We start from the raw sequence: 26,719 nt of genomic DNA, 5'->3' as shown, positions 1-26,719 counted from the left end.
TCGGGTTGTGCCAGATGACAGCTGGGTGGCGCGCAGTCGCGGGCCATGACACCGAGGGGAGCCGGGCGCTCAAGTAACTCGAGGTGAACGTCCGATGCTTCAGGCGGAGCTTTGCGCGGGCAAGCCGCCGCTGTCGTTACTGCGAAGCGCGCGATCGGCACCGGCTTCACGCCGGCAATCATCGATGCCGAGCGGGCTCGCGCCAGCAAGATGAAATCGCCGTCATCCTCTTGAAGTTGTGGGCTGAGGCCCCCATCTCTGGGTGGCTGTAGTTCCGTGGGTGTCGCCCGCTCGAGGTTTGCCTTGGGCGGGCGATGCTTTTTGGCGCGTTGCAGGCAAACGAAAAGGCCGCCCGACACCGAGACGGCCTTCATACGTCAAAAGCCGCACCCAGGGGATGCGGCTCTGCCCACAGAACGGGCTGGCTTATTTCGGCAGCAGGCCTTCGCGCTGCAGGCGCTTGCGCTGCAGCTTGCGATAGCGGCGGATCGCCTCGGCGCGTTCGCGGGCGCGCTTTTCGCTGGGCTTCTCGTAATGGCCGCGCAGCTTCATTTCGCGGAAGATGCCTTCGCGCTGCATCTTCTTTTTCAGGGCCTTGAGCGCCTGGTCGATATTGTTGTCGCGAACGATGATCTGCAAAGGCGAACTCCCTGAAGCCAGTTTCTTGAAGCGGCGGGCGCGAAATCGTGTGCGGTGAAAAACGCCGCCGCGATCTAGAGGGGCGGCTAGATAACAGAAGGGTTATCACGAGTCTACACGACCGCGGCAAAACGTCAGCCTGTTTCGGGGGATTGGCGCGGCGGTGTGGCGCGACCAACCCAAGGCTGGCTACACTTGCCCGGCCGGGGCGTCGCGCGTCGTTGCGATTTTCCGGCTAAGCCCCTGAAACCCAAGAGTTTGCGCGAGAGCTATCGATGGCCATTTTGAAAATCGCTCGCATGGGCCATCCGGTCCTGTCCGGTGTTGCCGAGCCGGTGTCCGATCCGACCGCGCCCGAAATTCGCCGCCTGGTCGCCGACATGCTGGAAACCATGATCGACGCCAACGGGGCCGGATTGGCCGCGCCGCAGGTGCATGTGCCGCTGCGCGTGGTGGTGTTCCAGGCGCCTGCCGACCGCAGCGACGGCCTCAGCGAGGCGGAACGCTTCGACCACACCGCGCCGCTGACCGTGCTGATCAATCCCGAAATCACCGTGCTGGGGCCCGAGCGCGAGTCGGGCTGGGAGGGCTGCCTGTCGGTGCCGGGCCTGCGCGGACTGGTCGAGCGCTCGGCCCACATCCGCTATGCCGGCGTCGATCACGAGGGCCACCCGATCACGCGCGTCGCCAAAGGCTTTCATGCCCGGGTGGTGCAGCACGAGGTCGATCACCTCGACGGCGTGCTCTACCCGCAGCGGATGAGCGATCTGAAGCAGCTGATTTTCGAAACCGAAGCCCACCACTGGCTGGCCAAAGAGCAATAGGCTCGGTGGCTGCATGACGGACCTGCGACGGCTTATCTTCCCTTGCGGCAGCAACAGGCGCACACTTGGCGCTGCTTCAAGGGGGAGGCTGGTATGCGCGTTCTCAGGAACTGCCTGGGTATGGCTGCGTGCGCACTGATGCTCATGCCCAGTGCGATGGCGGGTAAACTGGCAGTTGCCAATGTCACGCCACAAGGTGTTTCGTGCTTCTTCACGCCCAAGTGCGCGGTCACGGCGACCGACACGACGGCGTTTTTCGACATGTTCGGCAATGGCGGCCACGGCAAGCTGCTGGTCCGCACTTATCCCGGATTGCCCGGCACGCGGGCGACGGGGATGACCGGCTATTCGCTGTTCATCGACATGCGGGGGTCGACGGCGCTGGGTTCGCCCAATTGCGTCGAGAAGCTCACGCTCGATGTCGGGCCGCTCGAGGACATGAACTACGCCGGTCCGCCGGCCCAGGTGTTCGTGGTCGGCAGTTCCGGCGGGGCAGGACTGGCCTCGGCGGAGCAGAAGGGTGGCAAGGTGACGTTCACCTTCGCCAAGCCGATCTGCCCGATGCCGAGCGGCCTGACCGAGAGCCTCTATTTCGGCTTCGCGGCCAAGGGCGCACCGGTTGCTGGCAGCGCCGACATCGTCGGCACCCATGCCACGGTGACGGTGAAGATCCGGGTGCCGCAGCACTGAGCGCTGAGGCCTAGCTATTCCCGTTCGGACGCGGATACTGTTCGTGTCCGATCGGGAGTTTTTGCATGCATCCCGCCGCGCTTGACGAGGCCTTGGCCGCCGCTGCCGTGCACGGCTTTTCCGCCGCCTTGTGCGAGCGCTGGTCGGCGGCGGTCGATGCCGCGATGACCGAACGTCTTGGTGATCTTGCGGCGCTGCCGGTCCGCCTGCGCATCCGCACCGCGGTGCTGACACGCCTCGATTGTTTGGCGCCACACAAACACGCGGCGCGGCGCGCGGCGCTGTTCCTCGCGATGCCGCACCATGCGGTGCTGGCGCTGCGTCTGTTGGCGCAGACGTCCGACGCGATGTGGCGGGCGGCCGGCGACAGCGCAAGCGACATCAACTGGTACAGCAAGCGGGCGATTTTGGCCGCCGTCTATGCCGCGACCGAAGTTGCGTGGTTCGGCGACGACACGGCTGAGGCGAGCGCGGCGGCGAAATTTCTCGATGCGCGTCTTGGCGAGGTCATGCAATATGAGAAACTGAAAGCGCGGCTGCGCGCCGCCTGCCAGCCTTTAAGGACCTCGTGATGAAAGCTTCTGCCGCAGCGCTGCTGGCGCTGGTTTATGTTACCGGTAACGCCATGGCCGATGATCTCACCAAAGCGAAAGTGTTTTCGTTCGCAACCGCTCCGACCCGGAGCTTTGCCAACGGCGGCGGCGCTCACGACATGCTGCTTGGTCTATTGAAGACCGGCGAAGCGGTGCGCGTGCATGAATCGATGCAGCCGGAAGGGGCGGTGCCCAATCCCTCGCACGTCATCGATCATTCCGAATTCATCATCGTGATGGAAGGCACGCTCGCCTTCATCCACGACGGCGTGACCGAGACCGCCGGTCCGGGCGACGTGATCTATGTCGCCGAAGGCACCGATCATCAGGTGAAGAACATCGGCAAAGGCCCGATCCGCTACGCCATCGTTTCGATCGGCGGCGACATCAAACCCGCGAAATAAGGAATAACGACTATGGAAACGCTCGATCGCCGCAATCTGTTCGCCGTGTTCTCGGCCCTCGCCGCGGCCGGCTTTGCCGGTGCCGCCTCTGCGGCCGAGGGCACCGATCCGGTGCTGTCGCAATCGAAGGTGCTGCGCTACGCCGATCTGCCGGTGCGCAAATTCCCCAATGGCGGCGAGCAGCGCCGCGTCCTGGTCGGAACGCTGCCGACCGGCGAATTCCTCGAAGTGCACGAGACCATGCTGCCGGCCGGCGAGATGCCCCATCCCGCCCACAAGCATCCCAACACCGAGATGCTGTTCCTCCAGGCCGGTGCGGTGGAGTACATCGACGAAAACGGCCGCCACATTCCGGCCGGCCCCGGCGACATCGTGTTCACCGCCTCCAACCAGATGCACGGCCTCGTCAACGTCGGCAAGACGCCGGCGACCTACATCGTCGTGTCGGTGTCGAAGCAGCTGAAGGAAGGCTGATCCTTCGCGGCTCGGGCAAAACGCGTTCCTGACGGGTCGTGCGCGCGGGGCTCCTCAGGAAGCTAGCCAAAGCGCGTCAGCCTGAGGTGCCCGGCGCCGTAGAGTGTTCGCGCGGGAACGCGATCTGTGGGGCGCCGGGCCGCGAAGGGCGGCGTGCGCTCTCGTCGGGGCATCCTATTCCGGGCTGTCCGGCACCGCGTCGGTCTGCTGCTGCCGCCAGGCCTTGAGGCGCTGCGACAGCTCGCGGTCCGACAGCGCCAGCATGGCGGCGGCGAACAGGGCGGCGTTCTTGGCGCCGGCCTCGCCAATGGCGAAGGTGGCGACCGGAATGCCGCCCGGCATCTGCACCGTGGACAACAGGCTGTCGAGGCCCTTCAGCGCCTTGGATTCCATCGGCACGCCGAGCACCGGCAGATGGGTCAGTCCGGCCATCACCCCGGCGAGGTGGGCGGCGCCGCCGGCCGCCGCGATGATCAGTTTCAGGCCGCGGCCTTCGGCGCCGCGGGCATAGGCGAAGGCGCGGTCGGGGGTGCGGTGGGCCGATACGACCTTGACCTCATAGGAGATTCCGAGGGCGTCCAGGGCTTCGGCGGCGCGCTTCAGCACCGGCCAATCCGACTGGCTTCCCATGATCAGGCCAACGTGCGGCATACTGTGCTCCGATTCGGGTGAGCGACGGTTATAGGGGCGGGCGCCGAGCCGGAAAAGCACCCTTGTTAACCTTTGCCACCAACCTTTTGCCGTTAACCTTTTGTTTGTGATCTTAAGCGAAATGTTAACGTCCGCCGGAAGGTCCATGCGTCGATGAAGACCGAGAAGTCGAGTTCGCTTACCTCCGCCCGTTCGGTCGGTGCGGCGGCCTATGCCCGCCAGGCGCGCGCTGCCGAGCCGGTGATGGCGCCGCCGCCGGTCAGCGCCACCGCCTCGGTGCTCGGCATTCCGGAAGCCGAGTTCACGCCGCGGGTGCGCGACGCCGTCATGACGCTGATGGGCGAGGTCGATAATCTGCGCCGCGAATTGCAGACGGTGCGCGAACGCCTCGAACAGGTGGAGCGGACGGCCGATCAGGATCATCTCTTGCCGCTGCTCAATCGGCGCGCCTTCGTGCGCGAGCTGACGCGCTACATTTCGTTTGCCGGGCGCTACGGCACGCCGGCGACGCTGCTCTATTTCGATCTCGACGGTTTCAAGCAGGTCAACGACAACTACGGCCATGCCGCCGGCGACGCGGTGCTGGCCCATTTCGCCGACACGCTGCTGGCCCAGACGCGCGACAGCGACGTGGTCGGGCGGCTCGGCGGCGACGAATTCGGCGTCTTGCTCGCCCATGCCAGTGTCGAGCAGGGGCGTAAGAAGGCCGACATCCTGGCCGCCAAGCTGCGCGCGGAGCCGACACAATGGAAAGGCAAGGCGATTCCGATCGGCTTTTCCTACGGTGCCTTCGAACTTCGCGGCGACGACACGCCCGATCTCGCCATGGCGCGCGCCGACGAGGCGATGTACGTCCACAAGCGCAACGGGCGCTGACCGCTGTCGCGGCGCCGGCCCGCTCGGGTGAGCCCGGTTACGCGATGATGTCGGGCAAGAGCTGGTTCTCGATCTTGGCGATCTGGTCTTTGAGCTGAAGTTTTTTCTTCTTCAGCCGGGTCAGCTGGATGATGTCATGGGTCGGGCCCATGGCGGCGATGGCGGCGTCGAGATCGCGGTGTTCCTGGACCAGCTCGGCGAGCTTGGCGCGCAAGGCGACCTGTTCCGGAGCGGTGACTTCAGTGGTCATCTTTTGCCTTTTGGACGGGCGGGTTCCAGCGCTTCGCCGGCGCCCAATTATAACCGAAACAATCAAGAATGCGGCCGACGAAATGATCGACCAGGTCCTCGAGGCTGTGGGGGGAAACGTAAAACGCCGGCACCGGCGGCAGGATCATCGCCCCCATCTCGGTCAGTGCCGTCATGGTCCGCAAATGGCCAAGATGGAGCGGGGTTTCGCGCACCGCCAGCACCAGTCGGCGGCGTTCCTTGAGGGTGACGTCGGCGGCACGCGTGAGAAGGCTCGCGGTCACGCCGGTGGCGATTTCGCTCATCGAGCGCACCGAACAGGGCGCCACCACCATGCCGAGGGCGGGAAAACTGCCCGACGCGATCGCGGCGCCGACATCGGCCTGGGCATAGTGGGCGTCGGCCTTGTCGAGCACGGCCTTGAGACTGATTTGCGTCTCGATGCCGATGGTCAGTTGGGCGGCTTTGGAAACCACCAGATGGGATTCGATGCCAAGGTCCTTACAGGCGTCCAACAGGCGGATGCCGTAGACCACCCCGGAGGCGCCCGAGATGCCTATGACAAGGCGCGGTTTTTCCGAGGTGATGGCCATGGGTTTACGTCTTTACAGGTCATAAGGGATGGGAGGAAGAGCCTCGTGACAGAACGGTGACTTGGTGCTTTACTTTCTCCACCGATAAGCAAGAGGTGCATGAATGGCACTCCAGGGACATATCGAAGAGTTGTCCGAAAAGCATAAGAAACTTGAAGAACTTATCGAAAATGAGATGACCCATCCGGATTGGAACGAGTACCGGGTCGCGGCGCTCAAGAAGCAAAAACTCAGGATCAAAGACGAACTCGAAAAGCTACGAAGCGACGTTCATTAGCCTCGGGCACTAGTCGTTTCCAGAACGGCTGAACTGCCGGTCGCCGGCAGGCTCGTCTGCGCCCGTCGCGGTGCGAGCCGTCCGGCCACGGATGACCGCGAACCACGCGGCCGCCAGCACCAGGAAAAGGGCTGCGGCCGCGAACGCGGCGCCGGGAAAATAGACCGGGGCGTGCGGTCCGGAAAACCAGGCGAACAGATTGCCGAGGATGAGCGGTGCGAAGACGCTCGTCAGCGAGCCGCCGCTGGTCAAGGCGCCTTGCAGTTCGCCTTGGCCTTTGGGGCCGACCGCGCGCGCCAGGATGGCGTTGATCGACGGCATCACCAGGCAGACCAGGCCGAACGGCAGCATGAACGCGTAGATTTGCCAGCCTTGGCTCGCGAACGCGTAGCCGAGGAAGGCGAACGCGCCGCCGGTGAGCCCGATATAGACCGAACGGTCCTCACCGATGCGGCGGGCAAAGCGCGGCAGGGTGGCGTAGGCAATGGCGGTGACGACGCCGACCGCCATCAGCGACAGGCCGACCTCGCGCGGGCCCCAGCCGAATTTCAGCATGGTGTAGTAGCTGAACACCGCCGGATTGGCGTCGTGCGCCAGCCGCATCAGAATCAGCACGCCGCACAACGGCAGCACGATCGGATAGCGCTTGAGCACGATCAGGGCGCCGAGGGGATTGGCGCGCCATAACTCGAACTTGCGCCGGTGATCGGGGGCAAGGCTCTCTTTCAGCACCACCGCGCCATAGATCGCATTGGCGGCGGCAAGTCCGGCCGAGGCAAAGAACGGCAGGCGGACGCCGTAATGGCCGATGAAGCCGCCAAGCGCCGGTCCGAGCACGAAGCCGACCCCGAAGGCGGCGCCGATCATGCCGAAATTCTGCGCCCGCTTTTCCGGCGGCGAGACGTCGGCGATGTAGGCGGCAGCGGTGGTGAAGCTGGCGCCCGCCATGCCCGACAGGACGCGGCCGGCGAACAGCCAGCCCAGCGTCGGCGCCAGCCCCATGATGGTGTAGTCGATGCCGATGCCGACCAGCGACAGGATCAACACCGGGCGGCGGCCGAAGCGGTCGGAAAGATTGCCGAGCAGCGGCGAAAACAGGAACTGCATGCCGGCATAGGCGAACATCAGGGCGGCGCCGATGCGGGCGGCGTCGTCCATGCCGGTATGGCCGATGGTGGAAATCAGCTTGGGCAGGATCGGCAGGATGATGCCGAGGCCCATCACATCGATCAGCATGGTGATGAAAATGAAGACGATCGCGTGTCGGTTGTTGCCGGTCATTGCCCCATCGCGGTTTGCCCTGTTACGGCTTTAACGTGCGGCAAGCTGGCAGAGCCCGCCTCAGGATGCAACGCCCGCGTACCACCCCTTGGTGCGGTTGACGATCGCCACCACCGACAGCATGACGGGAACTTCGATCAGGACGCCGACCACGGTGGCGAGCGCCGCCCCCGAGTGGAACCCGAACAGCGAGATGGCGGCGGCCACCGCCAGCTCAAAGAAGTTGGACGCGCCGATCAGGGCCGACGGGCCGGCGACGCAATGCGCTTCGCCGGCGAAGCGGTTGAGCAGATAGGCGAGGGCGGCATTGCCGTAGACCTGGATCAGGATCGGCACTGCCAGCAGCGCGATCACCGCCGGCTGGGCCAGGATCTGTTGCCCCTGAAAGCCGAACAGCAGCACCAGCGTTGCCAGCAGTGCCACCAGCGACAGCGGGCCGAGGGCTTTCAACAGGCGCGTCAGCGCCCCCGGTCCGCCTGAAGCGAGCACGGCGCGCCGGATGATCTGGGCGGCGACGACCGGCACGACGATATACAGCATCACCGACAACACCAGCGTCGCCCACGGCACGGTGATGGCGGAAAGGCCCAGCAGCAGGGCGACGATCGGGGCGAACGCCACCACCATGATGAGATCGTTGAGCGCGACTTGGGTCAGGGTGAAATGCGGCTCGCCGTCGGACAGGTTCGACCACACGAACACCATCGCGGTGCAAGGCGCGGCGGCGAGCAGGATCAGTCCGGCGATATAGCTGTCGATTTGGCTCGCGGGCAGATAGGGGCGGAACAGCCAGCCGATGAAAAGCCAGCCCAAAAGTGCCATGGAAAATGGTTTCACCGCCCAGTTGACGAACAGCGTCACGCCGATGCCGCGCCAGTGCTTGCCGACTTCTCGCAGCGCCGCGAAATCGATCTTCAAGAGCATCGGCACGATCATCAGCCAGATCAGCCCCGCCACCGGCAGATTGACCTTGGCGAGTTCGGCCGCGCCGATGAGTCGAAACGCATCCGGCGCCGTTTGTCCCAGCGCGATGCCGGCGACGATGCAAAGCCCGACCCAGATGGTGAGATAGCGCTCGAAGACCGACATCAGAACCCCAGTTTTTTCGCCAGCACGGCGGCGCTCGCCGGGCACAGGCTGCTGGCTTGGCGGGTGGCGACAATCGCGGCGGGAGCGTCGGCGCGGGCCTGGCGCTTGTAGCCGAGGGCTTCGAAAAAATTCGCCGCGTGCAGCGTCAACAGCCACGCCATACGGGCGCCGTCGCGAAAGGCGCGATAGGCCAGCAGCGGCACCAGATTGCGCCCTACCTTGGCGCCGCGCGCCTCCGGCAAGACCACCATGGAGCGCAACAGCGCTGCGTCGCCGTAGCGTTCGAAGCCGCCATAGCCCACCACGGTTCCCGCCACGGTGCGATAAACGAAGAACCGCCGCCCCGGCTCGGCTAAATCTTCCACAGGAAGATCGGCAGCCTTGAGCGCCGCGTTCAGCGCGGGATCATCGCCCGCAATCGCCGCGTCGCGCAGGAACGGAGCGCCGTCCTCCTTGAAGGCATCGTTGCCGGGCTGCGGCGGCAGTACGTCGAGCGCCACGTCGGAGGGCCGGCACAAGGCAACACCGTTGTCGCCGATCACCAGCGGGCGGTTGATCAGCAGCGGATGCGCCGCCATCGCGTCGAGCAGCGCGTCGTCGTTGGCGCCGTCGAGACCGAGTTCGCCATAGGGCGTGCCCTTCTTGCGCACGACGTCGCCGATGGCGAGGCCGGCGCGCGCGATCAGATCGGCCAGTTCCGCGCGCGACGGCGGATCGGTGCGATAATCGATCACCGTCGGATCGATGCCGAAATGGCGAATCAGGGCCAGCGTGTTGCGCGAGGTGCCGCAATCGGGATTATGAAAAATGGTGACAGGCATGGTGCTACCGTTTCAGGGGTGCTCAGCATCGCTGCAGCAGGTGATTTTTCCGGGTTCGACAACCTGATTGCGGGTGCAGCACTCGGCGTAGAGGAAGGCGAGCAGCTCCTGCAGCGCCGCATGATTGGCCGCATAGCGCAGGAACACGCCTTCGCGTTTCACCGTGACGAGGCCTTCGTGCTTCAGCTTGTCGAGATGATGGGAGAGGGTGGAATTGGGGATGGCGAGTTCGCTGCCGATATCGCCGACCACCATGCCGGTGGGATGGGCCGCCAGCAGCAGCCGGATGATGCCGAGGCGCGGCACGGTGCCCATCGCCGCCAGCATGTCGGCAAAACGCGTGAGCTGATCTGCGGCCGCCATCGCCGTCTCCACAATTTCCATATTTCCACATATATCGAAATAATGCCGGGTGGCAAGTGGCAGCGGGACGCAGGGCGGTAAAATCGCGGACCGATTTTCAGCGCCAGATCAGGGCGCCGGCGCGTTAAGCCCGAGTTTTTCGCGGGCTTCGGCTTCGACGACGCTCCACGGGCGTTTGCCGTCGAACACCATGCCGATCAGGATGAATTTGACGAGGCCGCTATCGGATTTGAGCGGGGCGCAGAGGTATTCCGCCACCATGTAGGATTTGTCGAAGGTATCGGCCCGCAGCAACAGGCGCACCGGCTGGCCCGACGCCAGGGCGATGTCCGAAATGGCATACCAGCGGTCGAGATACTTTTCGGGGACGACTTCGTCGACGTATTTGCCGGTCAGTTCGCCGTAATACTGCACGATGCCGCTGCCCATCAGGCGGACGCGATAGCGGCGCTGGTGGCCTTCGCCGATGCGCTCATAGATGGCGATATTGCGCATGAACGGCTGCAGCTTGCGCGCCGTCATGGTGTTGCGGGCGGGAATGCCGGCCTTGGCCTCGTCCTGCCACAGCGCCGACAGCTCGGCGAGCAGGCCGTGATCGAAATCGCAGGTTGCGTCGGCAATGATCGGCCAGCCGCCGGCCGCTGCGGCTTGGTTCATGGCCGCGGCACTGGCGATCTCGGTCGGAAGCGTCTTTGGTAAGGTCGGCATACGAATTTCCCGGCATCCCGCATCCGGGCGGTTCCCGCGAGACGTTCGCGTTTTGAATGCGGTAATGCAAGCCCACCCTGACGCTGCGGCGGGGGCGGGGTTCGGAATTTTTCCAATTGCGACCAGCGGCTGCAGGCGCCATGGACGGGGGCGCCGGGGGTTGCTAGGAAGGTTGCAACCTTTTGAGGGTCAAGCGGGAATGGTTGACGAAACGGCGGGCACCAAGCGCGGCGGTCTGATTCGCCGGGGCTACGCCTGGATGATGGCGAAGGCGCAGGGGCGCAACGCGCTGTGGGCGCTGGCCGCGTTCGCCTTTGCCGAGGCCTCGTTCTTCCCGATCCCGCCCGACGTGATGCTGCTGCCGATGATGGTGGCGAACAGGAAGCGCGCCTTCTATCTCGCCGCCTGGTGCGCCTTGTTCAGCGTCATCGGCGGCTGCTTCGGCTATCTGATCGGGCATGCGTTTTTCGACACCGTCGGCATGATGATCATTCATGCGCTCCACATCTCGGAGGCGAAGGTCCACGCCTTGCAGGCCGCCTACAACGCCCACGATTACCTCATCGCGGTGCAGGGCCTGACGCCGATTCCGTTCAAGCTGGTGACGATTTCCGCCGGGCTCGCGAAAGTGAATTTCGGCATGTTCCTGGTCTACGCGGCGCTGGCGCGTTCGGTGCGCTTCATCGTCATCGAGGGGCTGCTGGTCCATTTCTTCGGCGATCAGGCCAAGGCGGTTCTCGACAAATACATGGAAGTCGCCCTGGTGATTTTCCTGATTGCGGTGGTGGCCGGAATCCTGCTGGTTGTGGTTCTGTAGCCTTATCCGCCTGCCGGACGTCCCATGGTTCGCCAACTGGGTTCCATTGCCGCCATCCTGTTCACGACGCTGATTTTTCTCGTCGGCAACGGGCTTCTCAACACGCTCATTCCGGTGCGCGCGCATCTCGAGGGCTTCTCGACGCTGGCAATCGGCGTCATCGGCTCGGCCTATTTCGCCGGCTTCCTGGCCGGCTGCTTCACCGGTCCGCGCTGGCTCGCCCGGGTCGGGCATGTGCGCACCTTCGCGGTCTGCGCCGGGCTTTGCGCCGCCGCAACGCTCACCCAGTCGATCATCGTCTCGGTGCCGGCCTGGATCCTGATGCGGGCCTTCTTCGGCTTCGCCGCCGCCAACATCTACATCACGCTCGAAAGCTGGCTCAACGACCGCGCCAGGAACGAAACCCGCGGCGTGATCTTTTCGACCTATCTCGGAGTGAATTTCGCCGGGCTGATGATCGGCCAGCTGTTGTTCGCGACGGCGCGGCCCTCCACCTTCGTGCTGTTCTCGCTGGCCTGCGTGTTCTACGCCCTGTGCCTGGTCCCGGTCGGGCTCAGCGACATCAAGCAGCCGGCGCCGGCGCCGGTGCCGAAACTGCGTCCGCTGAAGCTGTTCAAGATTTCGCCGGTCGGGGTGGCGGGCTGCATCGCGGTCGGGCTCGCCAACAATGCGGTGTGGACGATGGCGCCGGTCTATGCCCAATCCGAAGGCCTCAGCACCGGCGGGGTTGCCCTGTTCATGGTCGCCTTCACGCTGGGCGGCACCCTGGTGCAGCTACCGGTCGGGCGGCTGTCGGATCACATCGACCGGCGCTGGGTGATCGCCGGCACCTGTGCGCTGGCCGCGGCGGCGGGCATCGCCATTGCCCTGTTCGGCGGCCGCGGCAATCTCAATTTGATGTGCATCACCTTCGGCGGCTTCGGCGTTTTCATGCTGCCGCTTTATGCCCTGACCGTTGCCCACGCCAACGACCGCATGCCGCGGAGCGCGTTCGTGGAAGCCTCGGCGACACTGCTGTTGATCAACTCGGTGGCGTCGGTGATCGGGCCGACGGTGGCCGCCTCGGTGATGGACCGGTTCGGGCCGCCGGCGCTGTTTTTCTTCACCGCCGCGATCCACACCAGCATGCTGGTGTTCACGGTGGTGCGGCTCGGGGTGATGAAGCCGGCCCAGATGCGCGGGCTGTTTGCGCCGTTGCCGCCGTCGCCGGCTTCGTTCGATCTGCGTCAGGTCGAGACGAAGATCAAAGAGACGGTCTAGAACTCGGTCCAATCGCTGTCCGGCTCGGGCTGTTTGGCGACCGCGAGTCGGGAATTGGCGGCCCGGCGGACCGGTGCCGGCCGGACGGCAGCGGGTTTGGCGGCGGTGGTGCTGACGGCGAAGAAGCCGACCAGCGCCGACAGGTTCTTGGTCTCGCCGGCGAGATTGCGCGAGGCGGCGGTCGATTGTTCGACCATGGCGGCGTTCTGCTGGGTGACCTGATCCATCTGGCTGACGGCGGCGTTGACCTGCTCGATGCCGGTCGACTGCTGCTCGGCGGCCTGCGCCATTTCGTTGACCAGGGCGTTGATCTGCAGCACCTGCTCGACGATCCGGCGCAAGGCTTCGCCGGACTGGCCGACGAATTTGACGCCGTCTTCGACATGACCGCCTGAGGTGTTGATCAGCGACTTGATCTGCTTGGCCGCTTCCGAGGAGCGCTGGGCAAGGGCGCGCACTTCCGAGGCGACGACGGCAAAGCCCTTGCCGGCATCCCCGGCGCGTGCCGCTTCGACGCCGGCGTTCAAGGCAAGCAGATTGGTCTGGAAGGCGATCTCGTCGATGACGCCGATGATGTCGGTGATCTGGCGCGACGACTGGGCGATGGAATCCATCGCGTGGATGGCGGTTTCCACCACCCGGCCGCCGGCTTCGGCGGCGCTCTTGGCGTCGGTGACGCTGTGGGAAGCGTCTTTGGCGTTGCTGGCGGTCTTCTTCACCGTCGCAGTGATTTCTTCCAGGGCGGCGGCGGTTTCCTCCAGGCTGGCGGCCTGCTGCTCGGTGCGGCGCGACAGGTCGTCGGCGGCCTGGGAGATTTCGCTGGCGCCGGTGGCGATCTGGCCGGTGGTGCCGAGCACGTTCGTCATGGTGTCTTCGAGCCGGCCCATGGCGGTGTTGAAATCGAGCTTGAGCTTGGCGAAGGCGCCGGTGAGATCGGCGGTAACGCGGTGGGTGAGATCGCCCTTGGCGAGGTGATCAAGCCCGGTGCCGATCGAGGCGACGATGACTTCGGTCTGCTCCTGTTTGGCGCGCTCGGCGTCGGCGAGCTGGTTCTTGAAGCTGGTCATGGCGTCGGCGAGCTTGCCGATTTCGTCCTGCTGGTCGGCGTGGGGGACGTGGGCCTTGAGGTTGCCGCGGGCGAGTTCGCCCATCGCCTCGGTCATGGCGCCGAGCGGCTTCGATACCGCCTTGACCAACACGGTGGCGGCGACGATGCCGAGGCCGAGCGCCAGGGCCAGCGCGATCAGGATCAGGATCTGGGCGGTGGAATGGGTGGCGTCGATGCGGTTGCCGGCGGCGACACCGGACTCCTCGTTGAAGGCGACATCGTCATCGGTGGCGACGATGATGTCGGTGAATTCCTGCTTCATCGTCCCCATGAAGAAGGCGGCGGCGGCCTCCTTGCCCTGGGTTTTCGCGATGTCTTCGAGCTGAGCTTGCAGCGGCGTATAGTCGGCGCGCGCGGCAACGATTTTGTCGACCTTGGCCCGCTCCTCTGGTGTGGAGACCTTCGATTGATACTGGGCCCAGGCTTCGTCGGCCTGCCCGAGATATTTCTCGATGTCCTTGCGGGCGGTGTCGCGCTGGGTCTCGGTCGAGGCCATGGTCAAATTGGCCTGGGCGACGCGGGCACGGGTGAGGAAATATTCGAAGCGTCCGAGGTGGGAGATGGACGGCATCCAGTTGTCGCGCACGTCGCTCGAGGCGGTGTTGAGCGACGACAGGCTCCAGATCGCGAACAGGCCGAGGGCGGCGGTGAGCACCAGGACGCCGCTGAGCACGGCGATGAGCTTGTTGCTGACAGACAAATCCTTGAAACGCATGAACTTTCTCCCCGCCATCGGGACCGGCCGGGTCCGGCGTCACCGAGTGCTGGAAGGGTTTTGCGACCCAAATGCCTAACGTGCGGTAATGGTAAAGAGGCATCGATGAGAGCGGTATCAGCTGTGTCCGCAACGACCAGTAGCGCCGTTTTATCAATTAATTCAGCCTGATAGGCGAGAACGGCCGGGCTATAACCGGCCTGTCTTTAGCTATTCTATTGAAATTGTGGAAGAATCGCGGAGCCATGGGCTCGCGACGTGGCGACCGGCTGTCCCGCGGCGGTAGAAATCTGAGGTTGAGAGCGCTGTGACAATCGACCGCGCGCCGGCGCTTGGCTCCGTCCTGCCTTGGCGCTCACCTAAATTGCGATTAATACTTATTCGCCGTTCGGTTGGGGTCTGGGGCGCATGGGTCGGTCTTGGCAGGGGCACTGGTCGCCACCCTCGGCACACATCCCTCACATCAGGAGAATACGATGAAAGCGATTGTGCTTGCTGGCGCCTTGGCGCTGGCGATGGCGGTTCCGGCGACGGCTGAGCCCTGGGTGGATTGGCAGCCGGGCAAGGGCGTGATCTCGGTGACGGCCCTCAAGGTCGATCCCAACCACATCGACGACTACATCACCGGTCTCAAGAAGGTCTGGCTGCCGGGCGAGGAGTACGCCAAGAAGCAGGGAATGATCACCGGCTACCAGATCCTTCTCAACGTCAACGGCGCCGGGCCGGGGGCCAACGTGCTGCTGGTCGAATGGCTGCCGAACTTCGCGGTGCTCGATCCCAACAAGAAGCGCGACCAGGATGCCATCAAGGCGATGGAAGCGATGATGCCGAAGACGCAGCAGGAAACCATGGTGTCGGGCTTCGACAAATACCGCACCTTCCTGGAATCAGAAATGTGGACGCCGGTGGAATTCGCGAAATAGCCCGTAGTCGCGAACCGATGCGGGAAAAAGGCGGGCGGTGCGTGACCGCCCGTTTTTTGCGTCTTAGAGTTCGTCGCCGTCCTCGGGCAGCGGCTCGTCGGCCGTTTCGGCTTCACTGCCGGCGAGATCGTTGACCGGCAGCAGGGTGGTGCCGGCGCGAGCGGCGCGCTTGACGGCGCGCTCGTGCTTGGCGGCGGCGCGCGACACCGCGAGATCGAGTTCGAGCTGGCTGCACAGGCCGAGGGTGACCGGATCGACCGCCTTGATGTTGGTGGCGTTCCAGTGCGAGCGCTCGCGGATTTTCTGGATGGTGGCCTTGGTGGTGCCGATCAGCTTGATGATGTCGGCATCGGGCATTTCGGGGTGGTTGCGCAGGATCCAGTAGACCGCATCGGGCTTGTCCTGGCGCTTGGAGACCGGGGTGTAGCGCGGTGCCTTCTTCTGCTTGACCACCGGCATCTTGTGCTTGGGCGGCGCCATTTTGAGGCGCAGCGCGGAATTCTTTTCGGCGGCTTCGATTTGTTCGCGCGTCAGCTGACCGGCGGAGACCGGGTCCATGCCCTTAATGCCTTTGGCGACATCTTCGTCGGCGATGCCTTTCACTTCGAGCGGATGCAGGCCGCAGAAATCGGCGATCTGATCGAACGACAGCGAGGAATTGTCCACCAGCCAGACGGCGGTGGCTTTGGGCATCAAAGGCTTGTTTTCGGCGGCCATGATAATTTTCTCCCTGTGCCGGGGAAGGTCTTCATCCCTCCACCCGACCTCGTAAGGCTGACCCTTTCGAGGAATGTCGCAGGTTGTAGCGAGGAAGGGTCCCAAAGGGAAGAGGGATCACACCCTCAGCAAAATCTTCCCGAAATGGCCGCCTTTGGCCATGCGGGCGTGGGCGGCGCCGGCGTCTTGGAGCGCAAAGGTGGAATCGATCACCGGCTTGATGGCACCGGTTGCGATCAGCGGCCACACGGTCTTCAAGAGCGCGTCGCGGATGGCGGTTTTTTCGGCCGCGTCGCGGCCGCGCAAGGTGGTGGCGGTCAGGGTCAGGCGCTTCGCCATCATGACGCGAAAATCGACGGTGGCGATGGCGCCTTTCTGAAACGCGATGTTGACGATGCGTCCCTTGGCGGCGGCGGCGGCGAAGTTGCGGCTGATATAGTCGCCGCCCACCATGTCGAGGATGACGTCGGCGCCGTGGCCGTCGGTGGCTTCCAGCACCTCGTCGACGAAATCCTCCGTGTGATGATCAATCGCGACGCTGGCGCCCAGCCGTTCGCAGGCTTCGCAGCGCTCGGCGCCGCCCGCCGTGGTCAAGACTTTCGCGCCGAGCGCGGCGGCAAGTTGTATGGCCGCCGTACCGATGCCGCTGGCGCCGCCATGGATCAGCACGGTCTCGCGGGTTTTGAGCGCTGCCGAATCGATCAGATTGGTCCAGGCGGTGAACAGCGCTTCGGGCAGGGCGGCGGCAGCCAGCGGATCGACGCCGGCCGGCACCGGCAGCACGCAACCTTCATCGGCGACGACGAATTCGCCATAGCCGCCGGCGGCAACAAGGGCGCACACCGCTTGGCCGCTTCGCGCGCCCGCCGCAACATGGCCGGAAACTTCCATGCCGAGGATATCGCAGGCACCGGGTGGCGGGGGGTATTTGCCTTGGGCCTGCAACAGATCGGCGCGATTGACGCCGGCCGCGGCGACCTTGATCAGAAGCTGATGCGGGCCGGGTTGCGGCGGATCGCGCTCGGCAAGCGCAAGCGTGTAGGCGGGGCCAGGATTTACGACGGTAATGGTGCGCATTTGCGGCCTTGCGAAGCAGCCTTGCGGTGGCGAAACTATCAGGGCTTGAGAAGGACGCAAAATCGGATGGCAATCGATCCCGAAGAGTTGCTGCCGCGCAAGAAAGCGCCCGAGATCGTGCTCGGCGAGGATATTTCGGCGATGTCGGAATTCGAACTCACGGCCCGCATCGAACGGCTGGAAAGCGAAATCGCGCGCTGCCGCGAGGCCATTACCCAGCGCCAGGCGACGCGCTCGGCCGCCGCGGCGTTTTTCAAGCGCTGATCCTTAACGGGGCGCTCATCATTAATATCGACAGCTATGCGTGTCCTTGGTGCCACCAGGTATAGTGTTAACTGGCGGATTGATGCATCTGACATCTTGCACGGATGATTTCAGTTGGTAGCTTTGCGAGCGGGACGACGACAACGGTCGCGATGCGAGTGCGCGTGATAGGAAGCGGGGCGTAAATGAATACGGTCGAAGACGAGGCCATTCGCGATCTTACGCTGCAGTCGTTCACCGGCTCGGCGCTGTTCCAGCGTACCTTCGACGAAGGCATGAGCCTGGTGGAAGAGACCGCGCGCTATCTCGATGGCCCAGGGCGCGAAGAGCAGCGTCATCTGCCGCGCAAGACCGCGATGCTGTATGCCGGTGAATCGATGCGCGTGACCACGCGTTTGATGCAGGCGGCGTCATGGCTCTTGGTGCAGCGCGCCGTGTCCGAAGGCGACATGAAGCTCGAAGACGCCCAGAGCGATCGCTATCGTCTCGGCTCCAAGGAAATCTGTTTCGGTGGCGGCCCATCGGATGGCGTCGAATTGCTGCCGGGCAAATTGCAGGATCTGCTCGGCCGCAGCGACGATCTCTATCGCCGCATCGCCCGCCTCGACGATGTCCTGTTCGGCAAAGGCGAAATCCCGGCCGGCGCCCGCGGCGCCATGGCGATGCTGGAACAGGCGTTTTCGGGACAGTAATTCGCTGTCATCCCCGGCTGAGCAGACGCGCGTAGCAGCGGATGCGAAGGGAAGGGGACCCAGGTCCTCCAGGCAAGTCGATTTTCAAGGTGAAATCGTGCGCCATTGCGTGCGCCAGGTCTGTCACGCCCACCTGGGTTCCCTTCCCCTCGCTCGCCTTGCTGCTTTGCAGCGCGCCGCGCTCGGCCGGGAATGACAGGCATTATCTTCCTGCCAAAAACAAAAATAGCGAGCAGGGCATCCCTACTCGCTATTCGCGACTGCGCTGTTCGCCCGTCTTACGACTTGACGAAATTGCCGAACTTCTTGTTGAAGCGGGTCAGACGGCCGCCGCGGTCCAAGAGCTGCTGCTGGCCGCCGGTCCAGGCCGGGTGAGTCGACGGATCGATGTCGAGGGTCAGCTTCTGGTCGGGGGTGCCCCAGGTCGTGCGCGTACGATAGGTCGTGCCATCGTTCAGCTGCACGTTGACGAAATGGTAGTTGGGGTGAATGCCCTTTTTCATGGCTGCCGGCCTTTATAAACGTCGCAAGAGGCGGGGCTTATAGGGGATCGGGCCGGGCGGCGCAAGCGCGCCAACGCCTCGGTTTAAACGGCGCCAACACACCCTATATTGGGGGCTGACCCAAGAGGCCCAAATTATGGCGCAAGCGGGCGCGGAATACGCCGAACAGGTGCAATACGTCGCACAGGGGCGGGCCAAGAGCCGGTCCCTCAAGTCTTTGAAGGCATTATTGCCTTTCGTGAAGCCCTATGCCGGCGCGATGGCGCTGGCGGGGCTGGCCATGGTGGTCGCCGCCGCTGCCACCCTGATCATGCCGGCGATGCTCAGAGGCCTGGTCGACCGCGGCTTTTCGGTGGCCCAGATTTCCGAGATTTCGCACTATTTCTTCCTCTTTCTCGCCGCCGCCGGGGTGATGGGCGTCTCGGGCGCCACCCGCTTCTATTTCGTCACCTGGATCGGCGAGCGGGTCACCACCGACATCCGCAAGGCGGTGTTCGCCCATGTTCTCGATCTGACCCCCGCCTTTTACGAGGTCACCCGCACCGGCGAAGTGCTGTCGCGGCTCTCCGCCGACACCACCCTGGTGCAGACCGTGATCGGCTCGTCGGCGTCGTTCGCGATCCGCAATGTCCTGATGGCGGTGGCAGGCGTGACTTTGATGTTCGTCACCAGCTGGAAACTGACGGCGCTGGTGATGGCGGGCGTCGTCCTGGTGGTGTTGCCGCTGATCTTCTTCGGACGCTGGGTGCGCCGCCTCAGCCGCGACAGCCAGGACCGGCTCGCCGATACCTCGGCCCATGCCTCGGAGACCTTGAATGCGGTTTCCACCGTCCAGGCCTTCACCCGCGAAGCCGACGAGCGCGCCCGTTACGGCGCTGCCGCCGAGGCCTCGTTCGATGTCGCCGTGCTGAGAACCCGGGCCCGCGCGGTGATGACCGCGGTGGCGACGTTTGCGGTGTTCGGCTGCATCGTCGGCGTCGGCTGGGTCGGGGCGCAGAGCGTGCTCGCCGGCACCATGACGCCGGGCGGCCTGGTCCAGTTCATCATCTACGCCATCCTGGTCGGCGGGGCGTTTGCCGCGGTGAGCGAACTGTGGGGCGATCTGCAGCGCGCCGCCGGGGCCTCCGAGCGCCTGGTCGAACTTCTCACCGTGGCACCGGCGATCGTCGCCCCGCTTCACCCCAAAAAGCTCATCTCGCCGGCGCGCGGCGCCGTAACGTTCGACGCCGTCGAATTCCGCTATCCCCTGCGCCTCGACACCGCGGCGCTGAACCGCTTCTCGCTCGCGGTCGCCCCGGGTGATGCGGTGGCGCTGGTGGGACCGTCGGGAGCCGGCAAGTCGACCGTGTTCCAGCTTCTGCTGCGCTTCTACGAAGCCCAGTCGGGCCGGATTTCCTTCGACGGCATCGACATCGCCGATCTCGATCCGCGCGCGCTGCGCCGCGCCATCGCGCTGGTGGCCCAGGACCCGGTGATCTTCTCCGGCACCATCGCCGACAACATCCGCTACGGCCGTCCCGAGGCCAGCGACGACGCGGTGCGTGCTGCCGCCGAGGCCGCCGCGGCGCAGGAATTCATCACCCGGCTGCCGGACGGTTTTTCGACCCGGCTCGGCGAACGCGGGGTGTCGATTTCCGGCGGCCAGCGCCAGCGCCTGGCGATTGCTCGCGCCATGCTGCGCAACGCCCCGTTGCTGCTGCTCGACGAAGCCACCAGCGCGCTTGATGCCGAGAACGAGCGCCTCGTGCAGCAGGGCCTCGCCAATCTTATGGAGGGGCGCACCACGCTGGTGATCGCCCATCGCCTCGCCACCATCCAGCGCCTGGGGCGCATCGTGGTGATGGACCAGGGCCGCGTGGTAGATGAAGGCAGCCACGACGCGCTGGTCGCCAAAGGCGGTCTTTACGGCCGGCTGGCCAGCTTGCAGTTTTCCGGGGCGAGGACATAATGCCATGCCATTTCCGGCCATGATCTTTCCTCCCCCGCGGTGGTCCGCCCTGCACAACGCCGGCTCTTCGCATAGCGGGGGAGGTGCTGAATGAGCATAGCGAATGAAGCGGAGGGGGGATTGCGCCGCTGCCGAATGGTTCCCCCCTCCGGCCGCTTCGCGTCCACCTCCCCCGCTCGCTCTGGAAAAGTGCGGCGCGAGGGTAGCGACTCCGCGGGGGAGGAAAGAAACTCCGACTACTCGGCCATGGATGACAAAGAATGAAACCCGCGGGGATGACCATGCAGAAATCACCGTGGCGTCGCATTGCCATCACCGTCTCGGCGATGCTGGTCGTGCTGTTGATCGCGGCGAGCTATCGCTTCGTCGAAAGCCGCGGCGTGTTCGCGTCGGTGGCGGACAAGACTCCGGCCGCCTGTCATGCGGTGGCGGGCGCCGGCCGGGTCGGCGATATCGCGGTCGATGCGGCGGGCAAGGCCTATCTCGCCGCCGGTGACGGGCTTTATCTTTATGACGGCACTACCGCGACGCGGCTCGCCGGCCCGCCCAAGGATTTTCATCCCGCGGCGCTGTCGTTCGGCGATGACGGCGTGGTGGATGTCGTGTTCCGCGAAGCCGGTATCTGGGACATGTCGGTGTTCACCATCGGTCAAGGCGGCGCCACGGAAATCGGCCGGCTGTCCGCCGACACCATCACCGATCCGGCGGGCATTGCGAGGTTGCCGGCGGGGCGGTTCTATCTCGTCAACAAACATGCGACGCACACGGCGTTTGGCCGCTGGCTCGATGACGCGTTTCTCGTGCCCCGCGCCGAAATCACCTATTTCGACGGCATGAAATTCGGGCCCGTCGCCAGGCGGCTGAATTCGCCGAGCGCCGTGGCGCTGTCGCACGACGGCAGCCGTCTCTATGTCGCCGAGGAATTGCCGCGCGCGCTGGTCAGCTTCCACCGCAACGATTTCACCGGAGCCATCGACGCGCCCGAGCTCTACAATCTGCCTGCCGCGCCGATCCGCATCAGCGTCGCCAAGGACGGCAGCCTGATCGTTGCGGCGTGGCCGAAGCGGGGGGCGGGGGCCGTCTATCGCGTCAAGACCGATGCCGGCGTGCCGGTCGCGACCGAACTGCTCTATTCGTCTTCCAGCGACGAGGTCACCGCCGCCGCCGAAGCGAACGGCCACCTCCTCATCGGCACGGCGAAGACCCTGCTCGACTGCAAGCTTTAGGCGAGGCGCCGCCCCGTCATCTGTTCCAGGATGTGCAACGGCGAGCGCTCGGGTTCCGCCATGGCGTCCACCGGCAGATAAAAGGTCTGCTCCAGCGCGTGCTGGCCTTTCGAGGCGGCGTGCAGCACGACATCGGTGAAGCACAGCCACACCGCCCCGGGCGCAAACGCGACCGCCTGTTTCGGGCAGTCGGCCTGATAGCGAGGATCGGTCTTGGCGGCATCGTGCAGGCCGAGCATCAGGTCGTCATAGGGGCTGCGCCGGCCTTTGGTGATGCGGGCGGCGGCGAGCACCGCATTCAGCGCCGCCGGGCGCCGGCCGATCCGCGGCAGGAAGCGCGCCGCCATGGCGTCGAACGGCTCGCCGAGGGTCCAGTGGCGCGGGGCGGTGGCGTTGATATTGGCGAAGACGCGCAGGATTCGCTTTCCCCGGGTCGGATGGGCGGCAAAGGCGTCGACATGGAGGCGGCTGTCGTCTTTCAACGGCGAGATTTGGCGGCCTTCGATTTCAGCGGGGCGGAAACTGGTGCGGCCACGGATCAGCGCCCCGCGATAGGGTGGTGCCACCGCTTCCACCATGTCGAGCGCGAAGGCGGCGAAGCGCGCCATCATGGTTTTCAACTGTACCCGCTCGCCGGGGCCGGCGCTGGCGTGTTTGAGCGCGCCGGCGGGCGCCAGGGAAATATTCTTGGCGCCGGCGATCAGGCCGGCATCGAGCAGCGCGAATTCGTCGGGATAGAGCGCAAAGCCGGTGCGCGTCAGGATCACCCGCCCACGCTCCAGCGCGGGGGTCGCCGCCACTTCCGAAGGAGCCCAGACGCACACCATCGTAAGCGGTAATGCGCTGCGGCCGGTTTGGTCGCGTCCTGCCGCAGCGGCGTCGCGGCAATAAAAAAGGGCGCCCCGAAAGGCGCCCCTTCTGCCCCCTGGTATTTCCTGAACTTAGGACGCGATCGCCTCTTCGGACGGATCGCGCAGCACGTACCCGCGGCCCCACACGGTTTCGATGTAATTGTCGCCATTGGTGGCGGCGGCGAGCTTCTTCCGGAGCTTGCAGATGAAGACGTCGATGATCTTGAGCTCGGGCTCGTCCATGCCGCCGTAGAGGTGGTTGAGGAACATTTCCTTGGTCAGGGTGGTGCCCTTCCGCAAGGAGAGCAGTTCCAGCATCTGATATTCCTTGCCGGTCAGATGCACGCGCTGGCCGTCGACGTCCACCGTCTTGGCGTCGAGGTTGACGGTAAGCTTACCGGTGGTGATCACGCTCTGGCTGTGGCCCTTGGAGCGGCGTACCACCGCTTGAATTCGCGCGACCAGCTCGTCCTTGTGGAACGGCTTGGTCATATAGTCGTCGGCGCCGAAGCCGAGGGCTTTCACCTTTGCTTCGACGATCGCGTTGCCGGAGAGAATGAGCACCGGCGTCTGCACCTTGGCGACGCGAAGGCTCTTCAAGACCTCAAAGCCGCTCATATCGGGAAGCTGCAGGTCGAGTACGATGATGTCGTAGTCGTACAGCTTGCCGAGGTCGATCCCCTCCTCGCCCAGATCCGTCGTGTAGACGTTGAAGCCCTCCGACCTGAGCATCAACTCGATGCTCCGTGCCATCGCGCTATCGTCTTCGATCAAGAGCACGCGCATGTCAGACCCCTTTGGTCATGAAGCCGGCCGATCCTTTTTCTGCCGGACTGGTTAACCACTCTAACGAAGGTAACCGGCAATGGTTAACATCCTCTTTTTGTCACACCGCAATTTTCAGAGAATGCGAACAGGACTTAACAGCCCTTCAGGAACCATGCCGGCGACGCCATAGCATCCCTTTGATTCGATTTGTTAACTTTACTCTCACTTAAGTGCTTCCGGGCAAGATGGGATTTCTACAGCGTGCAGAAAGGTCGCGGATGCCGTCGTTGCATGAGGAAATAGAAGCCATTCAGCCGCTCATCCGGTTCGGCCGGGTGGCGCGGGTGGAAGGCTTGATGGTGGAAGTGACCGGGGCGGTTGGCGCCGTCAGCATGGGCGGCACGGTGCGCCTGACGCCGGCGTTCGGGCCGTCGATTCCGGCTGAAGTGGTGGGCTTTCGCGATGGCCGCGCGCTCGCCATGCCGATGGGGGCGCTGGACGGTATGACCTTGGGCGCGCGAGCAGATTTCGAACCGCGCGCGGCCGCGATCTTCCCCTCCAAGGGCTGGCTCGGGCGTATTCTGGATGCCTTCGGCAATCCCACCGATGGGCTCGGGCCCTTGCCGATGGGATCGACGCCTTATGCGATCAAAGCCCAGCCGCCTGCGGCGCAATCGCGCAACCGGGTCGGCGGCAAGCTCGATTTGGGGGTGCGGGCGCTGAACGCCTACGTCACCTGCTGCGAAGGCCAGCGCATGGGCATTTTCGCCGGGTCCGGGGTGGGCAAATCGACGCTGATGGCGATGTTGGCGCGCTATTCCGAAGCCGACGCCATCGTCATCGGCCTGATCGGCGAACGCGGCCGCGAATTGAAGGAGTTCGTCGAAGACGATCTCGGCGACACCGGTCTGGCGCGTTCGGTGGTGGTTGCCGCAACGTCGGACGAGCCGCCGCTGGTGCGCCGCCAGGCCGCCTACACCGCGATGACGGTGGCCGAATATCTGCGCGATCAGGGCCTGAATGTGCTGTTGATGATGGATTCCATCACCCGCTTTGCCATGGCGCAGCGCGAGGTCGGCTTGTCGGCCGGCGAGCCGCCGGCGGCGAAAGGCTATACCCCGACGGTGTTCGCCGAACTGCCGCGCCTTTTGGAGCGCGCCGGTCCCGCGCAAGCCGGATGCACGGGTTCGATTACCGGCCTGTTTACGGTTCTGGTCGAAGGCGACGATCACAACGAACCGATTTCCGACGCTGTTCGCGGCATTCTCGACGGCCACATCGTGCTCGACCGTGCCATTGCGGAACGCGGCCGCTTCCCGGCGATTAACATTTTGCGCTCGGTCAGCCGTACCATGCCGGCCTGCAACAGCGAACGCGAGCGCGACATCATCAGGGAATCGCGCAAGTCGATCGCAACCTACGAGGACATGGCCGAGCTGATACGCCTGGGTGCGTACAAATCCGGGACAAATCCGGAGGTCGACCACGCCGTCATGCTGCATCCACTTTTCGAAAAATTTCTCACCCAGAGAAAGGACGAGCGCTCCTCGTTAACCGAAGGGTATCAGGAGTTGGGCACAATACTCGCGGGTGGGAAAAGGTAAGACGACATGAAGAAACAGGACACGCTTCTCCGTCTGCGTCGCTTTCGGGTCGACGAATTCAAGCGCCGCATGGCCACGCTCGACGGCATGAAAGCCGACGTCGAGAAGAAGCTTGCCGATCTCGAAGACAGCGTGGCGCGCGAACGTCAGCGCGCCTCCGATACCGACATCGGCCGTCTCGCCTTTCCCTCGTTCCTCAAGTCGATCGACATCCGCCGCGAGAAACTCAAGGACACGCTGAAGGACCTCGAACGCGAACGCGCCGCCTGCCAGGAAGAACTGACCACTGCCTATCAGGATCTGAAGAGCCTCGAATTCGCCAACGAGCAGCAGGAAAAGCGCCTCGCCGAAATCGAAGCCCGCCGCGCCCAAGCCCGCCTCGACGAAATGGCCCTGGTCCGCCACCTGCGCAAGCATGCGCTCAGGGCGGGGTGAAAAGGGTGAGTAGGGAGTAGCGAGTAGGGAGTAGCGAGTAGGGAGTAGGGAGTAGGGAGTAGGGAGTAGGGAGTAGCGAATAGCGAATAGCGAGTAGGGAGGCCTGCTCGCTTTTTTGTTGGTCCACCGCGTTTGTTGCCCCACCCAGACCAGATCCCCTCATCCTGAGGAGCGAGCTCTTGCGAGCGTCTCGAAGGACGCACAACCCTACTCGCCACTCGCTATTCGCCATTTGCCCCCTTAAAATGACCTCCAGTCATTTTGCGTCGGGGTCTTCCATGTCCATCTCCGATACGCTTGCGCCGCTGATCGGGCGCCTCGCTTTCGGCTGGTTTTTTCTCGCTCAGGTTGCCCACTATTTCGACGACTGGGACAGCACCATCGACCTGATGAATTACGCCGGCGCCTCCGGCTCGGCCTTCATCCTGGCGTTGGCGCTCCTGTTGACGACGATGGGCGCAATCGCGCTGATCTTCGGCTATCACGCCCGCACCGGCGCGCTGATCCTCTTCGTCATCACCATGGCGGCGATGGTGGTGCTGCACGACTGGTGGCGCATCCACGACAACGCGGCTCAGCGCGCGGTGGAATTCCAGCTCTTCGCCTGCCACGGCGCCATCGCCGGCGGCCTCTTGATGCTGATCGGCATGGGCCCCGGCCCTCTCGCCGTCGATAACAAGGCCAAGGGCGGCAAGCGATAGGCCTCCTTTCTGCCCCCGCGGGGGCACGTGCCCTTTCTGCCCCCGCGGGCGCACCGCTTTCGTCGGCCGCACGTAGACCGTGGGGGATTGAGTAGCGCCAGCGTACGAAACGCGTAGCGTGGGAAGGGGGCTCGCGATGCCCGATAAGCCCCCTGCGCCCTGCGGGCACTTCCCCCACGGTCTATCTGCCTACGGACAAATCTCGCTGCCCGCGGGGGCAGAAATCTGCGCCCGGGTCGTGTTGCGCAATTCGGACGACCTGATCGGCGCAAGGCCGCGAGGCACCACGATGATAGGTAAGCCCGCGCGGAGACGCGGAGACGCGGAGCGGGTGTATCAGACGTTCGTGCCGCGTCGCATCACCATGATGGCGGTCGCGATGCGGCACACCCTCTCCGCGCGACTCCCCTTTCTGTTTACCAATTCTGTTCATCTCCCTGAACGATTGCACCTGCATCGCATGCGGAAAAAATGCAGCAATTGTCGCACCATCTTGAAACTGTCAGTACTGCACCCAATCTCCATACCGAGTTGTTTTTGGAGAGTGGCCCGACCAAGAGGCGCGCGAAGAAATCGCG

32 protein-coding genes are annotated in these 26,719 nt (G+C 64.4%); 17 read left to right on the top strand and 15 right to left on the bottom strand.

Annotation, left to right across the window (positions count from 1 at the left end; all coding sequences use genetic code 11):
- Window positions 1–426: 426 nt before the first annotated feature.
- Window positions 427–639, bottom strand: a complete 213-nt coding sequence (rpsU, locus tag AC1P6P_RS04875) for a 30S ribosomal protein S21 (RefSeq protein WP_166935508.1) — start codon at window positions 637–639, stop codon at window positions 427–429.
- A 275-nt stretch (window positions 640–914) separates the two neighbouring features.
- Here rpsU and def point away from each other — a divergent pair, with 275 nt between their 5' ends.
- The 5 genes from def (at window position 915) to AC1P6P_RS04850 (ending at window position 3,624) form a co-directional block, all read left to right on the top strand.
- On the top strand, window positions 915–1,463 hold the full coding sequence (gene def, locus AC1P6P_RS04870; protein ID WP_481401313.1) for a peptide deformylase: 549 nt from the start codon (window positions 915–917) through the stop codon (window positions 1,461–1,463).
- A 138-nt stretch (window positions 1,464–1,601) separates the two neighbouring features.
- Window positions 1,602–2,153 (top strand): hypothetical protein, encoded by a 552-nt coding sequence (locus tag AC1P6P_RS04865; protein ID WP_481401312.1) that lies wholly within the window; start codon window positions 1,602–1,604, stop codon window positions 2,151–2,153.
- A 65-nt stretch (window positions 2,154–2,218) separates the two neighbouring features.
- Entirely contained in the window at window positions 2,219–2,725 is a 507-nt protein-coding gene (locus AC1P6P_RS04860; protein WP_481401311.1) for a COQ9 family protein, read from the top strand.
- Window positions 2,725–3,150, top strand: coding sequence for a cupin domain-containing protein (locus AC1P6P_RS04855; protein WP_481401310.1), 426 nt, complete (start codon window positions 2,725–2,727; stop codon window positions 3,148–3,150). Before AC1P6P_RS04860 ends, AC1P6P_RS04855 begins: the two co-directional genes overlap by 1 nt.
- Before the next feature lie 12 nt (window positions 3,151–3,162).
- Entirely contained in the window at window positions 3,163–3,624 is a 462-nt protein-coding gene (locus AC1P6P_RS04850) for a cupin domain-containing protein (protein WP_481401309.1), read from the top strand.
- A 174-nt stretch (window positions 3,625–3,798) separates the two neighbouring features.
- On the opposite strand, the gene purE is transcribed toward AC1P6P_RS04850, so the two are convergent.
- Window positions 3,799–4,275 (bottom strand): 5-(carboxyamino)imidazole ribonucleotide mutase, encoded by a 477-nt coding sequence (gene purE / locus AC1P6P_RS04845; protein ID WP_481401308.1) that lies wholly within the window; start codon window positions 4,273–4,275, stop codon window positions 3,799–3,801.
- A 153-nt stretch (window positions 4,276–4,428) separates the two neighbouring features.
- Here purE and AC1P6P_RS04840 point away from each other — a divergent pair, with 153 nt between their 5' ends.
- On the top strand, window positions 4,429–5,151 hold the full coding sequence (locus AC1P6P_RS04840; protein ID WP_481401307.1) for a GGDEF domain-containing protein: 723 nt from the start codon (window positions 4,429–4,431) through the stop codon (window positions 5,149–5,151).
- Window positions 5,152–5,188: 37 nt separating this feature from the next.
- On the opposite strand, the gene AC1P6P_RS04835 is transcribed toward AC1P6P_RS04840, so the two are convergent.
- Both AC1P6P_RS04835 and AC1P6P_RS04830 read right to left on the bottom strand, forming a co-directional pair.
- Window positions 5,189–5,401, bottom strand: a complete 213-nt coding sequence (locus AC1P6P_RS04835; RefSeq protein WP_481401306.1) for a YdcH family protein — start codon at window positions 5,399–5,401, stop codon at window positions 5,189–5,191.
- A complete protein-coding gene (locus AC1P6P_RS04830) occupies window positions 5,391–5,993 on the bottom strand; it encodes a UbiX family flavin prenyltransferase (protein ID WP_481401305.1) in 603 nt (200 codons plus the stop codon). The genes AC1P6P_RS04835 and AC1P6P_RS04830 overlap by 11 nt, the downstream gene beginning before the upstream one ends.
- Before the next feature lie 103 nt (window positions 5,994–6,096).
- Between AC1P6P_RS04830 and AC1P6P_RS04825 the strand changes: the two genes are divergently transcribed.
- Window positions 6,097–6,270 (top strand): YdcH family protein, encoded by a 174-nt coding sequence (locus AC1P6P_RS04825; RefSeq protein ID WP_481401304.1) that lies wholly within the window; start codon window positions 6,097–6,099, stop codon window positions 6,268–6,270.
- 9 nt (window positions 6,271–6,279) lie between these two features.
- On the opposite strand, the gene AC1P6P_RS04820 is transcribed toward AC1P6P_RS04825, so the two are convergent.
- The 5 genes from AC1P6P_RS04820 to AC1P6P_RS04800 form a co-directional block, all read right to left on the bottom strand.
- Entirely contained in the window at window positions 6,280–7,551 is a 1,272-nt protein-coding gene (locus tag AC1P6P_RS04820; protein ID WP_481401303.1) for a TCR/Tet family MFS transporter, read from the bottom strand.
- Between the two features lie 60 nt (window positions 7,552–7,611).
- The gene (arsB, locus tag AC1P6P_RS04815; protein WP_481401302.1) at window positions 7,612–8,640 is read right to left on the bottom strand and encodes an ACR3 family arsenite efflux transporter; all 1,029 of its coding nucleotides are present in this window, start codon (window positions 8,638–8,640) and stop codon (window positions 7,612–7,614) included.
- Window positions 8,640–9,461, bottom strand: a complete 822-nt coding sequence (arsN2, locus tag AC1P6P_RS04810) for an arsenic resistance N-acetyltransferase ArsN2 (RefSeq protein WP_481401301.1) — start codon at window positions 9,459–9,461, stop codon at window positions 8,640–8,642. The genes arsB and arsN2 overlap by 1 nt, the downstream gene beginning before the upstream one ends.
- 12 nt (window positions 9,462–9,473) lie before the next feature.
- On the bottom strand, window positions 9,474–9,824 hold the full coding sequence (locus AC1P6P_RS04805; RefSeq protein WP_481401300.1) for an ArsR/SmtB family transcription factor: 351 nt from the start codon (window positions 9,822–9,824) through the stop codon (window positions 9,474–9,476).
- A gap of 108 nt (window positions 9,825–9,932) precedes the next feature.
- Window positions 9,933–10,532 carry a PAS domain-containing protein gene (locus AC1P6P_RS04800; RefSeq protein ID WP_481401299.1) on the bottom strand — a complete coding sequence of 200 codons (600 nt, stop codon included), beginning with the start codon at window positions 10,530–10,532 and terminating at the stop codon, window positions 9,933–9,935.
- 199 nt (window positions 10,533–10,731) lie between these two features.
- On the opposite strand from AC1P6P_RS04800, the gene AC1P6P_RS04795 reads away from it, so the two are divergent.
- Together AC1P6P_RS04795 and AC1P6P_RS04790 are read left to right on the top strand one after the other, a co-directional pair.
- A complete protein-coding gene (locus AC1P6P_RS04795) occupies window positions 10,732–11,349 on the top strand; it encodes a YqaA family protein (RefSeq protein WP_481401298.1) in 618 nt (205 codons plus the stop codon).
- A 24-nt stretch (window positions 11,350–11,373) separates the two neighbouring features.
- Entirely contained in the window at window positions 11,374–12,609 is a 1,236-nt protein-coding gene (locus AC1P6P_RS04790) for an MFS transporter (protein ID WP_481401297.1), read from the top strand.
- Here AC1P6P_RS04790 and AC1P6P_RS04785 read toward each other — a convergent pair.
- The gene (locus tag AC1P6P_RS04785; RefSeq protein WP_481401296.1) at window positions 12,606–14,432 is read right to left on the bottom strand and encodes a methyl-accepting chemotaxis protein; all 1,827 of its coding nucleotides are present in this window, start codon (window positions 14,430–14,432) and stop codon (window positions 12,606–12,608) included. The genes AC1P6P_RS04790 and AC1P6P_RS04785 overlap by 4 nt on opposite strands.
- Before the next feature lie 476 nt (window positions 14,433–14,908).
- On the opposite strand from AC1P6P_RS04785, the gene AC1P6P_RS04780 reads away from it, so the two are divergent.
- Window positions 14,909–15,355, top strand: a complete 447-nt coding sequence (locus tag AC1P6P_RS04780; protein ID WP_481401295.1) for a hypothetical protein — start codon at window positions 14,909–14,911, stop codon at window positions 15,353–15,355.
- 63 nt (window positions 15,356–15,418) lie between these two features.
- On the opposite strand, the gene AC1P6P_RS04775 is transcribed toward AC1P6P_RS04780, so the two are convergent.
- Both AC1P6P_RS04775 and AC1P6P_RS04770 read right to left on the bottom strand, forming a co-directional pair.
- Window positions 15,419–16,072 (bottom strand): DUF1013 domain-containing protein, encoded by a 654-nt coding sequence (locus AC1P6P_RS04775; protein ID WP_481401294.1) that lies wholly within the window; start codon window positions 16,070–16,072, stop codon window positions 15,419–15,421.
- A gap of 117 nt (window positions 16,073–16,189) precedes the next feature.
- A complete protein-coding gene (locus tag AC1P6P_RS04770) occupies window positions 16,190–17,149 on the bottom strand; it encodes an NAD(P)H-quinone oxidoreductase (RefSeq protein WP_481401293.1) in 960 nt (319 codons plus the stop codon).
- A gap of 66 nt (window positions 17,150–17,215) precedes the next feature.
- Here AC1P6P_RS04770 and AC1P6P_RS04765 point away from each other — a divergent pair, with 66 nt between their 5' ends.
- Both AC1P6P_RS04765 and rcdA read left to right on the top strand, forming a co-directional pair.
- Window positions 17,216–17,413 carry a DUF1192 domain-containing protein gene (locus AC1P6P_RS04765; protein ID WP_481401292.1) on the top strand — a complete coding sequence of 66 codons (198 nt, stop codon included), beginning with the start codon at window positions 17,216–17,218 and terminating at the stop codon, window positions 17,411–17,413.
- A gap of 185 nt (window positions 17,414–17,598) precedes the next feature.
- Window positions 17,599–18,105 (top strand): protease adaptor protein RcdA, encoded by a 507-nt coding sequence (gene rcdA, locus AC1P6P_RS04760; RefSeq protein ID WP_481401291.1) that lies wholly within the window; start codon window positions 17,599–17,601, stop codon window positions 18,103–18,105.
- Between the two features lie 278 nt (window positions 18,106–18,383).
- Here the strand turns inward: rcdA and rpmE are convergent, their stop codons facing one another.
- A complete protein-coding gene (gene rpmE / locus AC1P6P_RS04755; RefSeq protein WP_481401290.1) occupies window positions 18,384–18,608 on the bottom strand; it encodes a 50S ribosomal protein L31 in 225 nt (74 codons plus the stop codon).
- 136 nt (window positions 18,609–18,744) lie between these two features.
- Here rpmE and AC1P6P_RS04750 point away from each other — a divergent pair, with 136 nt between their 5' ends.
- Window positions 18,745–20,556: an ABC transporter transmembrane domain-containing protein gene (locus tag AC1P6P_RS04750; protein ID WP_481401289.1), complete on the top strand. Its 1,812-nt coding sequence runs from the start codon at window positions 18,745–18,747 to the stop codon at window positions 20,554–20,556.
- 281 nt (window positions 20,557–20,837) lie between these two features.
- Entirely contained in the window at window positions 20,838–21,782 is a 945-nt protein-coding gene (locus AC1P6P_RS04745) for an SMP-30/gluconolactonase/LRE family protein (RefSeq protein ID WP_481401288.1), read from the top strand.
- Here the strand turns inward: AC1P6P_RS04745 and kdoO are convergent.
- The gene (kdoO, locus tag AC1P6P_RS04740; RefSeq protein ID WP_481401287.1) at window positions 21,779–22,582 is read right to left on the bottom strand and encodes a Kdo hydroxylase KdoO; all 804 of its coding nucleotides are present in this window, start codon (window positions 22,580–22,582) and stop codon (window positions 21,779–21,781) included. The genes AC1P6P_RS04745 and kdoO overlap by 4 nt on opposite strands.
- A gap of 141 nt (window positions 22,583–22,723) precedes the next feature.
- Window positions 22,724–23,419, bottom strand: coding sequence for a response regulator transcription factor CtrA (gene ctrA, locus AC1P6P_RS04735; protein WP_481401286.1), 696 nt, complete (start codon window positions 23,417–23,419; stop codon window positions 22,724–22,726).
- Window positions 23,420–23,679: 260 nt separating this feature from the next.
- On the opposite strand from ctrA, the gene fliI reads away from it, so the two are divergent.
- The 3 genes from fliI to AC1P6P_RS04720 all read left to right on the top strand — a co-directional run bounded on the left by fliI (window position 23,680) and on the right by AC1P6P_RS04720 (window position 26,141).
- The gene (fliI, locus tag AC1P6P_RS04730; RefSeq protein WP_481401285.1) at window positions 23,680–25,005 is read left to right on the top strand and encodes a flagellar protein export ATPase FliI; all 1,326 of its coding nucleotides are present in this window, start codon (window positions 23,680–23,682) and stop codon (window positions 25,003–25,005) included.
- 6 nt (window positions 25,006–25,011) lie between these two features.
- Window positions 25,012–25,440, top strand: a complete 429-nt coding sequence (locus tag AC1P6P_RS04725; RefSeq protein WP_481401284.1) for a flagellar FliJ family protein — start codon at window positions 25,012–25,014, stop codon at window positions 25,438–25,440.
- A gap of 278 nt (window positions 25,441–25,718) precedes the next feature.
- On the top strand, window positions 25,719–26,141 hold the full coding sequence (locus AC1P6P_RS04720) for a DoxX family protein (protein WP_481401283.1): 423 nt from the start codon (window positions 25,719–25,721) through the stop codon (window positions 26,139–26,141).
- Window positions 26,142–26,719 lie beyond the last annotated feature (578 nt).

It is taken from the genome of Rhizomicrobium sp. (genome assembly GCF_056722145.1).
Note: the sequence above shows the minus strand (reverse complement) of the source record. Positions and strands in the feature narration are given on the sequence as shown.